This window comes from Polaromonas sp. YR568, from assembly GCF_943369675.1.
Lineage (GTDB): Bacteria > Pseudomonadota > Gammaproteobacteria > Burkholderiales > Burkholderiaceae_C > Polaromonas.
Genome location: NZ_CALROB020000060.1, coordinates 17,716 through 30,979, shown reverse-complemented (window position 1 = coordinate 30,979; position 13,264 = coordinate 17,716). Strand labels below are relative to the sequence as shown.

Sequence of the window (13,264 nt, the reverse complement as noted above, 5' to 3'; positions counted from 1 at the left end):
GTGCTCAACGCCGACAACATCAAGGTCAAGGGCGAGGCCAAGGGCCTGCCGGTGGTGGAGGCCGTCAACATAGGCGCGCTGACCAATGCCGGCGCCGCGGCCTCGCAGGCGGCGATGGCGGCCCAGGACATGCTGCAGCGCGACCGCGCGGCGGCGCGGCAGAACCTGCCCTCGGTGTTCACCGTGCGTGTGGTCGGGTTTGGCAACGAGCCCATGGAGGGCGCCCAAGGTTCGTCGCGCGGCGCTGCCAAGGGTGAGCCGGTGAGCTACAACGCCAACAGTGCTATCCAGGTGCTGGGCGCCGGCGTGTTGACGGAGGCCCAGAAGGCACAGCTAACCCCTGAGGAGCGTCGGAACTGGCGGCCTTGAGCAGACGGCGACTAGCTGCTGCTTCCCTCAACTGGCCGGTGTTGGCAGTTTGTAGCTTGCCGCCTCACGGCCGGGCGTTCGGAATCAACGGCGTTGCCGGAACCTGAGGAGGCGGGCGCTGCGGGTACACCGAGGTGCCGAAGGTGTTGCCCATGCGGTTGCTGGTGGCCGCCCGGTTGAACAAACCCAGCTGGTTGGAGGGGCGCAGGATGATGGCCTCGGAGCCGAGCGCGGGAGGCGGCAGCGACGCGTTGCGCGCGTCGGCGGCGGGCCGCAGCTTTTGGGTCAGGCAGGCGAAGGACGGGGTTTTTTCGCCGTTCACCTCAACCTCGATACAGGACGCGGCATCGTCCGCCGCCGCCGCCGCCGCCGCCGCCGCACTCGCGGCGGGGGCCGGTTGCGCGTTCAGGAAAGTACTGAACAGCGCCAGGGAAATGAGGGCGGGGATTGAGCGAACCATAGCGTGCCTGCGGCTTTCATTTTTGCGTCACATGGACCAGGCAGTCAATCATGGCGGGAGCGCGTGTCACCGCCATGACGAAAGCGGGTAAGTGACAGGCGCGGTACGGTACAAAAAATATGAGAACTTTTTCTTGACGGGAAGAGTTCTCTTTTTTTTCGCCAACCGCGTTGCGCCGGTCCCGCCATGAGGCTCTTTGCCCGAAAGAGTTTTATGAAGATTTCGTGACAAACGACAGTCGCGGTCCTCCCTGGCCGTCTATACCTTTGTACGCAATGCCGTCATGGTCGCTCTTCACCATGGTTGTTGTTGCGCACGATCCTGCAACTTCAGCGGCACCGGCGATCCGGTACCGGTGGACCCTATCAGCGTTTGGTTTTTCAGAATTGAGTTGATGACATGCGTGACCTAAAGAAGAGTAAACCGCCCGGTTATTGGAACGCCGTTTTTCTGGCCGTGGCGGCATTGACGGGCCAGCAGGCCGCGCTGGCGCAGGCCCCGGCTACCCCGGCGGCGCAAGCCGCCGAGCCCGCCGCGGTGACACCGACCGCGGGCGCCGATGCGGCCGCGGAAGCGGTGGCCTTGCGGCCGGTCGATATTCAGGAATACATCGTGCGCGGCAACACCGTGCTGGATGCCCGCGCCATCGAACGCGCGGTGACGCCCTTCCTCGGCCCGCGCCGCACGATGAAAGACATCGAGAGCGCGCGCGACGCGCTGCTGGCCGTGTACCAGGCGCGCGGCTACCAGTCCGTCTATGTCGATCTGCCCGAGCAGCAGGTGACAGGCGGCATCGTCTTCCTGCAGGTCAGCGAAACCAAGGTGGGGCGTGTGCGCGTCGTCGGCGCGCAGTACAACTCGCCGCTGGAAGTGCGCGACCAGGTGCCCGCACTGAAGGAAGGCGCGGTGCCCGACTTCAACCAGGCGCAGGCCGAACTGGCCCAGCTCAACCGCGGCGGCAAGCGCCAGGTGATGCCGCTGGTCAGGCAGGGCGCGATTCCCGGGACCATGGATGTGGACCTCAAGGTCGAGGACGGCAGCCCCTGGCGCCTGAGCGCCGGCCTCAACAACGACTACAGCGCCGACACCAAGCGCCTGCGCGCCAGCGCCTCCGTCTCGCATGACAACCTCTGGCAGCTCGGTCATGTCGCATCGGTCAGTTTCTACGGCGCGCCCGAAGACCTGAACCAGACCCAGGTCTGGTCCGGCTCTTATATGGCGCCCATACGCGGCTCCAACTGGAGCCTGGAGGCTTCCGGGTACAAGTCCGACAGCAACGTGGCCACGGTGGGCGGAACCAACGTGCTTGGCAAAGGCCATTCCTTCGGCTTCAAGGCCACCTATACCGTGCCCAACTCGGGCGCCTGGTGGCACAGCATGAGCATAGGCGTCGACTTCAAGAGCAACGAGGAAGCGCTGCGCCTGGGCGCCACGGGCGATTCCTCGACGCTCAAGTACGCCCCCATCACGCTGGCCTATTCCGGCTTCATGCAGGGTGAGCGCAGCCAGTACGGCGTCGGCCTGTCGATGGTGGCGGGAACCCGCAGCTTCCTGGATTACGGCAGCAGCGTCCAGGAGTTTGACTACAAACGCTACAAGGCCTCGCCCAGCTTCATGGTGTTCAAGGCCGACCTGAACGGCAGCTACACCTTCGAGGGTGATTCGCAGCTCGGTTACCGCCTGGCCGGCCAGATGACGGATTCCCCGCTGGTCTCGGGCGAGCAGATGGCGGCCGGCGGCGCGAACACCGTGCGCGGCTACCTGTCGTCCGAAGCCACCGGCGACTACGGCCTGGTGGGTTCGCTGGAATACCGCACCAAACCTCTGAATTATTTCAACCCATGGATCGAGGGCTGGCGCGTCTACGCCTTCGCGGATGCGGCCCAGCTGCACCTGCGCAGCCCGCTGCCGCAGCAGACCGAGGAGTTCACCCTCGCGTCGGTGGGCGTGGGCACCAGCTTTCGCCTGGGCACCAGCGTGAGCGGCAAGCTGGACCTGGGCTACCCCTTGAGGAACGGCCCGCGCACCGAGCGCCGCGACCTGCGCGTGACCTTCAACATCAACGCCACCTATTGAGGCGGCGCAGGAAACCCTTTATCCGGACCTTCAAGTTTCACCGTTTTTTTTCTTCTTTCATTTCTTCAATCCTTCAATCCTTCCATCCTTCCACGAGCCTTCGGAGAACCTTTCTCATGCGACGCATCCTCTTTCTTTCGCTCACCCTGTTGAGCACCTTGGTACCGAGCTTGGCCCATGCATGGTGGCAGCCCGACTGGGCTTACCGCAAACCCGTCACCATTGACGCCGGCCCGCAGGGCGGCGCCATAGGCGGCGACGCCGGACGCACGCCGGTGCTGGTGCGCCTGCACACGGGCAATTTCAGTTTCCAGGGCGTCAGTGACAACGGCGCCGACCTGCGCTTTGTCGCGGCGGACGACAAGACCGTGCTGAACCACCAGGTCGAGCAGTTCGACCCGCTGCTGGGCATCGCGCTCGTGTGGGTGGAAGTTCCCGCGCTGTCGGCCGGCGCGCCGCAGCAGGTCTGGATGTATTACGGCAACAAGAAGGCGCCCGCATCCGGCAACGGCCAGCGCACCTTCGATCCCGACTACACCCTGGTCTACCACTTCGGCGAAGCCGGCGCGCCTCCGCGCGACACCACGGCCTACGGCAACAACGCGCAGACGTCGGCGGTGATCCTGGAAGGCGCCGTGATCGGCAAGGGCGCGCAACTCGGCACGGCCGCGCTGCAACTGCCGGCCTCACCGTCGCTGGCCCAGAAGGCCGGTGATGCCTTCACTTTCAGCGCATGGGTCCACCCCGACAAGCTCGGCGCCCAGCAAGTCATCTACTCGCGCCGCGACGGCGCGGGCGAGCTGGTCGTCGGCCTGGACCAGGGCGTTCCCTTCGTGCAGGTCAACGGCAAACGCAGCACCCCGGGCCAGCCCGTCCAGGCCGGCCAATGGTCGCACCTGGCCTTGAAGGCCGACGGCAAGACGGTTACGCTCTACGTCGGCGGCCGCGCCAGCGCGTCGCTGGAAGGCGCCCTGCCGGCGCTGAACACCTCCGCATCCCTGGGCGTCGACGCCACCGCGTCCGCCACGCCGGGCGCGCAAGCGGCTTTCGCGGCCTTTACGGGCTCCATCGACGAACTGCGCCTGTCCAAGGTGGCGCGCGCCGATGCCCTGCTGCTGGCCGATGCGGTGTCGCAAGGCGCCGAATCGCGCATGACCAAGTTCGGCGCGGACGAACAACAGGCGGGCAAAAGCCACTTCGGCTTCATCCTGTCGGCCATGCCGCTGGACGCCTGGGCCGTGGTGCTCGTCCTGGGCCTGATGATGGGTTTCTCCTGGTTCATCATGATCGGCAAGAGCCGCAGCTACAGCGCGATCTCGCGCGCCAACGAGGCCTTCATGGGCTACTTCCGCGAGTCGGCCGGCGCGCCGCTGGATTCGCTGGCCAAGAACAACAAGATTCCCGCCGAGGTGAAGTCGGACTCCTCGCTCTGGCGCCTCTATGAAGTGGCCGTGGGCGAACTGCGCCGCCGCCATGATCGCGGCTACGACCTCAACGCCGTCTCCAACGCCACCATCAGCGCCATCCGGGCCGCGATGGACGGCGTGCAGGTGCGCGAGAACGAGCGCATGTCCAAGCGCATGAACTGGTTGTCCACCACGATTGAAGGCGCGCCTTACGTCGGCCTGTTCGGCACCGTGCTGGGCATCATGCTGGTATTCGTGGTGGCCGCGATGGCCGGCGCCGTGGACATCAACTCGGTGGCGCCCGGCATGGCCGCCGCGCTGCTGTGTACCGCCGCCGGCCTGGGCGTCGCGATTCCCGCGCTGTTCGGCTACAACTGGCTGGCTTCGCGTTCGGACGCCATTGGCGCGGACATGGCGGTGTTCGTGGATGAATTCTCCACGCGCCTGGCCGAAGAGCAGGGCGAGGGCCGCCAGGCCCACGCCGGCCAACGCGCTTAACGGGGCGGATGACCATGGCAAACGCAGCCAAATTCGGCACCAAAAAACGCGCGGGCGGCATCAACATCACGCCCTTCGTGGACGTGCTGCTGGTGGTGCTGGTGATTTTTATCCTGACCAGCAATGCCAGCATTCCCGGCCTCAAAGTGGACCTGCCCAAGGCGAGTTCGTCCGTGGCGCTGGAAAAGCCCAAGACCAAGGCCATCACCATCGACAACGGCGGGCGGGTGTTCCTGGACGCCTATCCGGTGAGCCTGCCGGAGCTGGAAGAGCGCCTGCGCACCGAGAAAGCGCTCACGCCGGATTTCCCGGTGATCGTGCGCGGTGACGCGGCCGTCCAGTACGCCAAGGTCGTCGAGGTGCTGGACCTGCTGCGCCGCATCGACCTCAACCAGGTCGGCCTGGTGACCGGCAAGCCTGCCTGAGGGGAATGAGAACGTGGCCTCCCTTCATCTCAATCCCCATCCGCTGCGCAATGCGGGCGACGTCTGGCGCCGCTGGGGGGGAAGCATCATCGGTGTGGCGGCCCTGGCCCTTCTTGCCGCCGTCATCTGGTATTTGCTTTCGGATATGGCGAGCACCAAACGCGAGGTGGCTTCCACCCCGATGCTGATGCTCCCGCCACCCCCGCCTCCGCCGCCTGAGCCTGAAAAGCTGCCCGATCCTGAACCCGTCAAACCTGTAGTGACCGAGGTCAAGCCGACCCCGGCCGAGCCGGTGGAGAAGCCCTCCGAAGACACGCCAAGCCCCGCCAAGGATTTGAGCGACCCGGTCACCATGAACAGCGACGCGCAAGCCGGCAACGACTCGTTCGGCATCCAGTCCGGTCGCGGCGGTGGCCTGACGGGCGGCGGCGGCCTGGGCGGCGGTTCGTACAACAACTACGTCTCGAACTTCCTGCAGCAGATCCTGCTGAGGGACCCGCGCACCCGTTCGCTGTCCTTCGACGGCCTGACGATTGACCTGTGGATGGCCGCCGACGGCAAGACGACGCGCCTGCAACTGGTCAAGAGCTCGGGCAATGCCCAGACCGACGAACTCATCCTGGCAACGCTGCGCGGCGTCGAGCGCATCGACGAACAGCCGCCGCCTTCGATGCGCCTGCCGATGCGCCTCAGCATGCGAGGCCGCCGCCAGTGAGCCCGGGCGACGCCTCCTTTCCCTCTTAACAACCTGTGACCAAAATGATGAACCACCCAGCCCTCCTTCCCAAGCATGCCGGCCCCGCGTTTGCCGGGTCCGCGCCTTCCCGCCATCCGCGGCGGGCGCACCGGGCCCCCAAAGCCGGAATTCTGGCGCTGACCTCCGCCATCGCCATGATGTTCATGGCCGCACCCGTGCAGGCGCAAACCGCCGCGCCCACCGAGACCGCCATGGTCAGGCTGATCCGCGGGCTGGTGCAAAGCGGCGCGCTGACCAAGGACGTCGGGGAGGCACTCCTGGCCCAGGCGCAGACGGAAGCCATGGCGGCCCAGCAGGCGCAGCGCCAGCTCGCGGCCGCGGCGCCGGCCGGCGGGTTGCGCCCCGAGCCGGGCGACGTCCGGGTTCCCTACATCTCCGACACGGTGCGCGACCAGATCCGCGACGAGATCAAGGGCCAGGTGATGGCGCAGGCCAAGTCCGAGGGATGGGCCGCGCCCAACGAGACACCGGAGTGGACGCAGCGCATCCGTATCGAAGGCGACATCCGCGCCCGCTACGAGTCGCGCCTCTTCTCGTCCGACAACAGCAACATCGAAACCAACTACGCCGCCATCAACGCCGGCACCGGTTACGACATCAACCCCAACACCAACCCGGTGGCGTTGCCGCAGCTCCTCAACACGCGCCAGGACAGGCGCAACCTTGCGCGTTTGCGCGCGCGCCTGGGTGTGCTGGCCGACATCTCCGACAGCACCCAGGCCGGCGTGCGCCTGGCAACGGGCAGCGACGACAGCCCGGTTTCCACCACGCAGACCCTGGGCGGCGGCCTCGGCAAGAAGAGCATCTGGCTGGACCAGGCCTGGCTGTCCTATAAACCCTCGGAGTGGGCCAAGGTCACCGCGGGCCGCTTCGGCAACCCCTTCATGTCCAGCGACATGCTGTTCTCGGGTGACCTGAACTTCGACGGCATCGCCGCGCAGTTCGACAAGACCCTGGCCAACAAGGACGTCTCCGTTTTTGGCACCGTCGGCCTGATCCCGCTGGAGTACTCGTCCGACAGCGCGCCGAGCCGCAGCCAGAACAAGATGTCCAGCGAGAACAAGTGGCTGCTGGGCGCCCAGGTTGGCGCGAACTGGAAGCTCGACAAAGAGAACAGCCTGCGCGGCGCGATCGCTTACTACCAGTTCAACAACGTGAGCGGCAAGGTCTCGGAGCCGTGCGCGCTGTATGCCGGCGCCGACGGCTGCAGCACCGACTGGAGCCGCCCGGCCTTCATGCAAAAGGGCAACACCCTGATGCTGCTGCGCAATATCGCGCTCGACCCCCTGGACCCGGCGAATACGGCGCAGCCGCAATACGTCGGCATGGCGTCGAAATTCAACCTGCTGGACATCAACCTGCGCTGGGACACCAGGGTGGCGGGCTACGGCCTTCGCCTGGACGGCAACTACATCAACAACATGGCCTACAACGAGGGCGAAATGTTCGCCCGCGCGCGCGGCGGCATCATCAACAACTTCGGCGGCACCGGCGGCACCACCCAGGCCGACTTCAAGAGCGGCGGCAATGCCTACATGATCCAGGCCACCTTCGGCAACCCGAGCCCGAGCGCCAAAGGCGACTGGAACGTGATGGCCGGCTACAAGCACATCGAGCCCGATGCCATGCCTGACGGCTACAACGATTCGACCTTCCACCTGGGCGGCACCAACGCCAAGGGCTACTTCATAGGCGCTTCTTACGCGCTGGCCAAGAACACCTGGTTCAGCACGCGCTGGACTTCCAGCAAGCAGGTCTTCGGCGCGCCGTTTGCCGTCGACACGCTGCAGCTTGACTTCAATGCCCGTTTCTAAGGAGGACTTTGTGCATACATTGAAAGTCTTATCGCGTGGCGCGATGCTGTTACTGCTCGCTGGCCTGGCGGGCCTGGCGGGTATGTCCGCCCACAGCCAGCCGGCGCAGACCATGGAGGACCGCCTGCGTGCCCAGCTGCAGGCGACCACCACGCAGTTGCAGCAGGCGCAAAACGAGCTGGCCGTCCTCAAGGCCGGCCAACCGGCCGCGGGAAAAAGCGCAGTCGCGCCCGCCGCGGCTTCGCCGGATGTCGACACCCTGAAAAAGGAACTCGCGGAAAGCCGCGGCCAGCTGGCCGCTGAACGCCAGGCTCGCGCCAAACAGGGCGACAGCGTGCAGCAGCAGGCCCAGCTCGCGGAAAAAGCCAACGCGCAGGTGGCCCAGTTCCGCAATGCCTATGAGGAGTTGCTCAAGATGGCGCGCGCCTCGGAAGCCGAGCGCCAGCGCCTTGGCGGCGCGGCCTCGCAGCAGAAGACCGCCCTGGCGCAATGCGAAGCGAAGAATTCGCAGCTCTATGCCGTCGGGCAGGAAATCCTGCGCGCCTATGAGACGCTGGACATGAACAGCGTCATCGCCGCGCGCCAGCCCTTTGCCGCGCAAAGCCGCGTCAAGTACGAGCAGATCGCCCAGGACTATGGCGACAAGCTCTACGAAGGCCGTTTTGACGCGCGCAGCGTGGCCGCCCCCGCAGCCGCCACCGAAACCAAGCCCGCGGCGACGCCGGCGAAATGAAGCGTGGGGAGTGGAATGTTTGTGTCATGTTCCCGCCATCTAATGAGAAAGATGACCCACCCGGTCATCCTGATGCAGGCCGTGCAAACACACGCGCACGTCCGCCCACGGCTGTTTACCAACGACTATTGAAAGAGATGAAGCCCATGAAATCGACCGCCAAAACCTTTACGCCATTTGCGCCCTTGACGCGTCTGATGCCGGTGGCCCATGCCGCGCTGGGCGTGTTGCTGGCGTCCCTGGTGGGCGCCGCCGCCGCGCAAGGCGCCGCCGACCCCGTGGTGGCCCGCCTGGGCGCCGTGACCATAGGCCAGACCGAAGTCGAACGCCTGCTGCAAGGCATGCCCGATACCGAGCGCGCCGCCGTCAAAGGCAACCGCGCCGGTGTCGAGAGCTGGTTGCGCCAGCGTGTGGCCAGTGAAGCCTTGCTGCGCGAGGCGCAAAGCAAGAACTGGGCGGCCCGCCCGGAAGTCAAGAGCCGCATCGACGCCTCGGTCCGCGAGATCACGGCCCGCATCGTGAGCGGCACCTACCTCGAGTCGATTGCGCAACTGCCGGCCGGATACCCTTCCGACGCCGAGCTAGTCGCCGCTTATGAACAAGCCAAACCCGGCCTGAACATTCCGGCGACCTACCGCGTTTCGCAGATATTCCTGGCAACGCCGGCCGGCGCCGACGCGGCCGCGGTTGCCAAGGTTCGCGATGAGGCCAAACGCGTGGCCGCCCAGGCGCGCCAGGGCGACTTCGCCGCGCTGGCCAAAGCCCGTTCACAGGACCCGCGCAGCGCGGAGCGCGGCGGGGACGTCGGCGCTTTGCCGCTGGAGCAAATGTTGCCGGAGATGCGTGAGCCTGTTTCAAAACTCAAGGCCGGCCAGGTCAGCGAGCCCGTGCAATCGGAGTCGGGTTTCCACGTGATCAAGCTGGTCGAGTCGCAAGCCGCCCGCACCGCCACGCTGGAGGAAGTCAAGCCGCGCCTGCGCCTTGCGCTGCGCGAGCAGCGCCAGCAGGACATGGTGCGCGACTACCTCGCCAAGCTCGCGCCCGAAACCAGCGTGAGCATCGACAACGCCGCGCTCGACGCCGCATTGCAGAAAGTCAATTGATGGCAGGCGTGGCTTGCGTGAATGCATGCCGCGCCGAATCGCTCCCCGCTTACCCTTTTTCTTCTTTCAGGATTCCAGATGACCAACACTTCCACCCATGACACAGCCGAACAGCCCGGCGCGCAAACGCCGCAAGGCAATGCATCAGGCTTGACCGGCGAGCTGCTGGTTTTTGTCAGCCCCGAGCAGGTGTCCGACGCCATCAAGGCCGCCGGCTGTGCCGTCACCGCGATTGAACAGGACGGTGTCGTGTACCTGCACAGCGCCAGCCACGGCGTGGGCTTCCAGGTCTTGTGGGGCAGCGCCTTGTCGCCCGGCCAGTACGCGGACTTCACCCTGAGCTGCCCGCTGCGTGTGCAAGGCGGCACCTTGCCCGGCGAAGTGCTGGCCGACTGGCACCGCACCAAACGGTTTGCGCGCGCCGCGCTGCACGGTGATTTCGTCGCGCTGGAAATGGACGTGCTGGCCGCCGGCGGCATCAGCCCCGCGCACCTCGTGGTGTCTATCCAGCTCTGGACCCAGATGATGGGCCAGTTCTTCCTGCACCTGCGCAATTTCAAGCCCGCCGCCGCGCCGTCGGCAACGGACTCACAGGGCGGTGATACAGCCGTGGCCGCGTCCCAGGGCGCCGACGCCACCGCCACCGCTTGAGCGGCGGCCTGACGGCTTGCGCCGCGGAGCACTGATGTGAGCAAGACACCTGAAGACGCATCACAGGCCGCGGCGGCGGAGGCCATCGCACAGCAACAACTCCGCCACGCCACCCTCACGCATGAACTGGAACGGACGCGGCGCGCCGCGCTGTTCTGGCGCCGCCAGCGCGCCACTTTCCTGGGCTTGCTTGTCGAATCCATGGACGAATTCGACATCTCCCAGGCGGAGCTTGCACGTGCCAGGCGTATGCATGGCGAGCCCGGCAAGGATGAAAGCGCCGAGCCGGTGGTGGAAAAAGAAGACAGCAGGGATGGGCAGGCCGGGTGAAGAAATTTCGCGGTCTCTGATGCGGCGTTGAGCACCTGAGAACGGCGCTTGCGTTCCCGTCGTGTGCAGTGCCCGGTCATGACCACGTCATATATTTTTCCTAGCATGGACGCTCTAGCTGCAACCCATTCGTCGACGGAGAGTTGTGCGGCCAGCTTTCTAACAGGTGTTGACCGAACATGCCCTCCCGCTGCTTATGGAACGAACAGCCGCTTTCGCTGCGGCGCTTGCCGGATGCCTCCTGATGACGACCGTGCAGGCCGCCGGCGGGCCGGCGCAAGCCGTGCGTCCTCGCGCGTTCGACGCGGCGCCTGATACCGGCAAGGAACGCACCGGCCTGCGCATGCAGTTCGACATTCCGGCGCAGCCGCTGCAGGCCGCATTGGAAGCGTTCGGCGCGGTGAGCGGCCTCTCGGGTTTTTACAGCGCCGACTTCACGGAAAACCGCCTGTCCAACGCCGTCTCCGGCCTGTACACGCCGGACGCGGCCCTGCGCCTGCTGATAGAACACTCCGGGCTGGACCTGCATTACACGGCGGTCGATGCCTTCATATTGGAACCCTCCGCCGCCTGGGCCGCTGCGGCGCCCGTGGTCCGCGATGCGGGCCTGGACGGGCTGTTGCAGGCGCGTGTGCGTGAAGCTTTTTGCGCTGAGCCGCTGTTGGCCGCCGGTGATTCGCGCATTGCGATCAGTTTCCGTCTGGGTAGCCAGGGGCGTGTCGAAGCGCCGTTGCTGCTGGACACCACCGGCCACGCCGGCCGCGATGCGGCGGTGCTGGCGGCGCTGGGCCGTGTGGACATCGGGCGGAGCCCTGAAGCCGCCGGCTCTTCCTTCGTCATGCTCATCCTGCCGCAACGCGCGGGCGCCGCCCGCGAATGCGCGCCGCGCTGAGTCCGGCCCTCGTCACCCCGTACCGCACGCCATGAGCCAATCCAGCCTGGTGGTACTGCGCGACTTCATGCTGAAGCGCTACGACGACCTCAAGCGTCGCCTGACGCTGCAGCTGGGCAACGTGGACCTGGCCGGCGACGCGCTGCAGGACACGTGGCTGCGCCTTGAAAGCACGCCCGAATCGCGCGAGCCGGTCCAGTACCCCCTCAGCTACCTGATGCGCATGGCGACCAACGCGGCGCTGGACCGTCTGCGCGCCGACGGCCGCTTCCTGAGCGGTGAAGAGGTGGAGCAGTTGTTTGAAAACCTGGCTGATCCCACGCCCGGGCCGGCGCAGACCGCCGAGGCGCGTTCAGAAGCGGAGCGCCTGGCCGCCGTGATTGCAAAAATGCCGCAGCGCCGCCGCAACATCCTGATATTGATCCGGGTGGACGACATGCCGAGGCAGGAAGTGGCCGACCGGCTGGGCGTGTCGCTGAGCCTGGTGGACCGCGAACTCAAGCGCGCGCACGCGTATTTGATGGAGCATATGCAGTGAGCAGGGATTTCACCGTACAGTTTTTGGGCGCGAGAACCGTCTATGTCTTGATGGAAGCTCCGCATGCTGCCGCGGCAATGTCTGCCGGGCGGCCGGCAGGTTCAGGAAAGACAAGGGTGTGATGAAGCATCAGCGCGAAGACGACCTCGCCTTGCCGGAGCGGCAGGCCCGCGTCTGGGTGCGACGGCTCACTTCGGGAACGGCGCGCACCGGGGACGCGCGCGCGCTCGAACGCTGGTGCCGCGCCAGCGAGGCCAATCGCCGCGCCTTTACCGCGGCGCACCGGCAGTGGCAAGCCGTGCGCGGCGCGGCTGAACTGGCGGGCGCGAACGACCCTGAACTGATGGCCTTGCGTACCGCGCCACGGCCGCAAGCCCGGCTCGCGGGCGCGGCCTCGCGGCGGCGTTTCCTGGCCGGCGGCGTCGCGCTGGCTTCGGCTGCGGCCGTCGGTGTCCTGGTGGTGCATCCGCCGCTGGCGCTCTGGCCTTCGCTGGAATCCTTGCAGGCCGACTACACGACCGGCGTCGGCGAGCAGCGCAAGCTGGCGCTGGGCGACGCGGTCACGGTGGAACTGAGCACGCGCAGCAGCCTCAGCGTGCGCAGCGATGGCGGCCGGCCGGTCGGTGTCGACCTGATCGACGGCCAGGTCGCCGTCGACATCGGCGCGAAGGCCGGTCCCTTCACCGTGTTCGCTGCTGCGGGCAGCGTGCAGGCGATGGATGCCAGTTTCGAAGTCCGGCATGTGGCGGGCGGTATATGCGTGACCTGCGTCGACGGGCTGGTGCAGGTGGCCGTGGCGGGCAAGCGGGTGAACCTCGTGGCCGAGCAGCAGGTCACTTATGGGCAGGGCATCCTGCAGCCCGTGCGCCGGGTGAACGCGGCCTTGCTGACCGCGTGGCGCGACGGCCTGCTGAGCTTTCAGCGCACGGCGCTCGCGCAGGTGGTCGAGGAAATCAACCGCTACCGCCCGGGGCGCGTCATCCTGCTGAGCCGGCAACTTGAAGGCAAGCCGGTGAGCGGGCAGTTTTACATCCGGGACCTGGACAAGGCCATCACACAGATCCAGCGGCTGTTCAAGCTGGAGGTGACGTCGCTCCCGGGCGGCATCGTGCTCTTGAGTTGATGGCGATGCCCGGGCCCTGTGGCCGGGGGCAGTTTTGCGCGGGAGAAAAAAAGAAGGTGGAAGCGGCAAAGGGTGTACAGCTTTGGCCG

General features: G+C 66.3%; 13 protein-coding genes and 1 pseudogene. 13 read left to right on the top strand and 1 reads right to left on the bottom strand.

The genetic code is table 11. The annotated features are described in order from the left end of the window. Positions 1-369 (top strand): annotated as a pseudogene (locus ACLV8F_RS22655) (hypothetical protein); the annotation flags it as partial. A gap of 64 nt (positions 370-433) precedes the next feature. Here the strand turns inward: ACLV8F_RS22655 and ACLV8F_RS22650 are convergent. Next, on the bottom strand, positions 434-829 hold the full coding sequence (locus ACLV8F_RS22650) for a hypothetical protein (RefSeq protein ID WP_411886456.1): 396 nt from the start codon (positions 827-829) through the stop codon (positions 434-436). A gap of 399 nt (positions 830-1,228) precedes the next feature. Here ACLV8F_RS22650 and ACLV8F_RS22645 point away from each other — a divergent pair, with 399 nt between their 5' ends. The 12 genes from ACLV8F_RS22645 (at position 1,229) to ACLV8F_RS22590 (ending at position 13,175) form a co-directional block, all read left to right on the top strand. Beyond that, entirely contained in the window at positions 1,229-2,905 is a 1,677-nt protein-coding gene (locus tag ACLV8F_RS22645) for a ShlB/FhaC/HecB family hemolysin secretion/activation protein (RefSeq protein ID WP_411886455.1), read from the top strand. Positions 2,906-3,021: 116 nt separating this feature from the next. After that, complete coding sequence (locus ACLV8F_RS22640) at positions 3,022-4,809, top strand: DUF2341 domain-containing protein (protein ID WP_411886454.1); 1,788 nt, start codon at positions 3,022-3,024, stop codon at positions 4,807-4,809. Positions 4,810-4,823: 14 nt separating this feature from the next. After that, positions 4,824-5,234 (top strand): ExbD/TolR family protein, encoded by a 411-nt coding sequence (locus ACLV8F_RS22635; protein WP_411886453.1) that lies wholly within the window; start codon positions 4,824-4,826, stop codon positions 5,232-5,234. 13 nt (positions 5,235-5,247) lie between these two features. Then, positions 5,248-5,949, top strand: a complete 702-nt coding sequence (locus ACLV8F_RS22630) for a hypothetical protein (RefSeq protein ID WP_411886452.1) — start codon at positions 5,248-5,250, stop codon at positions 5,947-5,949. Positions 5,950-5,996: 47 nt separating this feature from the next. Beyond that, complete coding sequence (locus ACLV8F_RS22625; protein ID WP_411886451.1) at positions 5,997-7,805, top strand: putative porin; 1,809 nt, start codon at positions 5,997-5,999, stop codon at positions 7,803-7,805. 43 nt (positions 7,806-7,848) lie between these two features. Continuing rightward, a complete protein-coding gene (locus ACLV8F_RS22620) occupies positions 7,849-8,538 on the top strand; it encodes a hypothetical protein (protein ID WP_411886450.1) in 690 nt (229 codons plus the stop codon). Positions 8,539-8,684: 146 nt separating this feature from the next. Further along, positions 8,685-9,641, top strand: a complete 957-nt coding sequence (locus tag ACLV8F_RS22615) for a peptidylprolyl isomerase (RefSeq protein WP_411886449.1) — start codon at positions 8,685-8,687, stop codon at positions 9,639-9,641. A 78-nt stretch (positions 9,642-9,719) separates the two neighbouring features. Further along, positions 9,720-10,292 (top strand): YbjN domain-containing protein, encoded by a 573-nt coding sequence (locus ACLV8F_RS22610; protein ID WP_411886448.1) that lies wholly within the window; start codon positions 9,720-9,722, stop codon positions 10,290-10,292. A gap of 36 nt (positions 10,293-10,328) precedes the next feature. Continuing rightward, the gene (locus ACLV8F_RS22605) at positions 10,329-10,622 is read left to right on the top strand and encodes a hypothetical protein (protein WP_411886447.1); all 294 of its coding nucleotides are present in this window, start codon (positions 10,329-10,331) and stop codon (positions 10,620-10,622) included. Between the two features lie 244 nt (positions 10,623-10,866). Further along, positions 10,867-11,514 carry an STN domain-containing protein gene (locus tag ACLV8F_RS22600; RefSeq protein ID WP_411886446.1) on the top strand — a complete coding sequence of 216 codons (648 nt, stop codon included), beginning with the start codon at positions 10,867-10,869 and terminating at the stop codon, positions 11,512-11,514. A gap of 31 nt (positions 11,515-11,545) precedes the next feature. Next, on the top strand, positions 11,546-12,052 hold the full coding sequence (locus tag ACLV8F_RS22595) for an RNA polymerase sigma factor (protein ID WP_411886445.1): 507 nt from the start codon (positions 11,546-11,548) through the stop codon (positions 12,050-12,052). A gap of 121 nt (positions 12,053-12,173) precedes the next feature. Further along, a complete protein-coding gene (locus ACLV8F_RS22590; RefSeq protein ID WP_411886444.1) occupies positions 12,174-13,175 on the top strand; it encodes a FecR family protein in 1,002 nt (333 codons plus the stop codon). The last annotated feature ends 89 nt before the right edge of the window (positions 13,176-13,264 follow it).

Coding starts and splice junctions, on each gene's coding strand:
- ACLV8F_RS22650 (WP_411886456.1), bottom strand. CDS start 829: ATGGTTCGCTCAATCCCCGCCCTCATTTCCCTGGCGCTGTTCAGTACT.
- ACLV8F_RS22645 (WP_411886455.1), top strand. CDS start 1,229: ATGCGTGACCTAAAGAAGAGTAAACCGCCCGGTTATTGGAACGCCGTT.
- ACLV8F_RS22640 (WP_411886454.1), top strand. CDS start 3,022: ATGCGACGCATCCTCTTTCTTTCGCTCACCCTGTTGAGCACCTTGGTA.
- ACLV8F_RS22635 (WP_411886453.1), top strand. CDS start 4,824: ATGGCAAACGCAGCCAAATTCGGCACCAAAAAACGCGCGGGCGGCATC.
- ACLV8F_RS22625 (WP_411886451.1), top strand. CDS start 5,997: ATGAACCACCCAGCCCTCCTTCCCAAGCATGCCGGCCCCGCGTTTGCC.
- ACLV8F_RS22620 (WP_411886450.1), top strand. CDS start 7,849: ATGCTGTTACTGCTCGCTGGCCTGGCGGGCCTGGCGGGTATGTCCGCC.
- ACLV8F_RS22615 (WP_411886449.1), top strand. CDS start 8,685: ATGAAATCGACCGCCAAAACCTTTACGCCATTTGCGCCCTTGACGCGT.
- ACLV8F_RS22610 (WP_411886448.1), top strand. CDS start 9,720: ATGACCAACACTTCCACCCATGACACAGCCGAACAGCCCGGCGCGCAA.
- ACLV8F_RS22600 (WP_411886446.1), top strand. CDS start 10,867: ATGACGACCGTGCAGGCCGCCGGCGGGCCGGCGCAAGCCGTGCGTCCT.
- ACLV8F_RS22595 (WP_411886445.1), top strand. CDS start 11,546: ATGAGCCAATCCAGCCTGGTGGTACTGCGCGACTTCATGCTGAAGCGC.
- ACLV8F_RS22590 (WP_411886444.1), top strand. CDS start 12,174: ATGAAGCATCAGCGCGAAGACGACCTCGCCTTGCCGGAGCGGCAGGCC.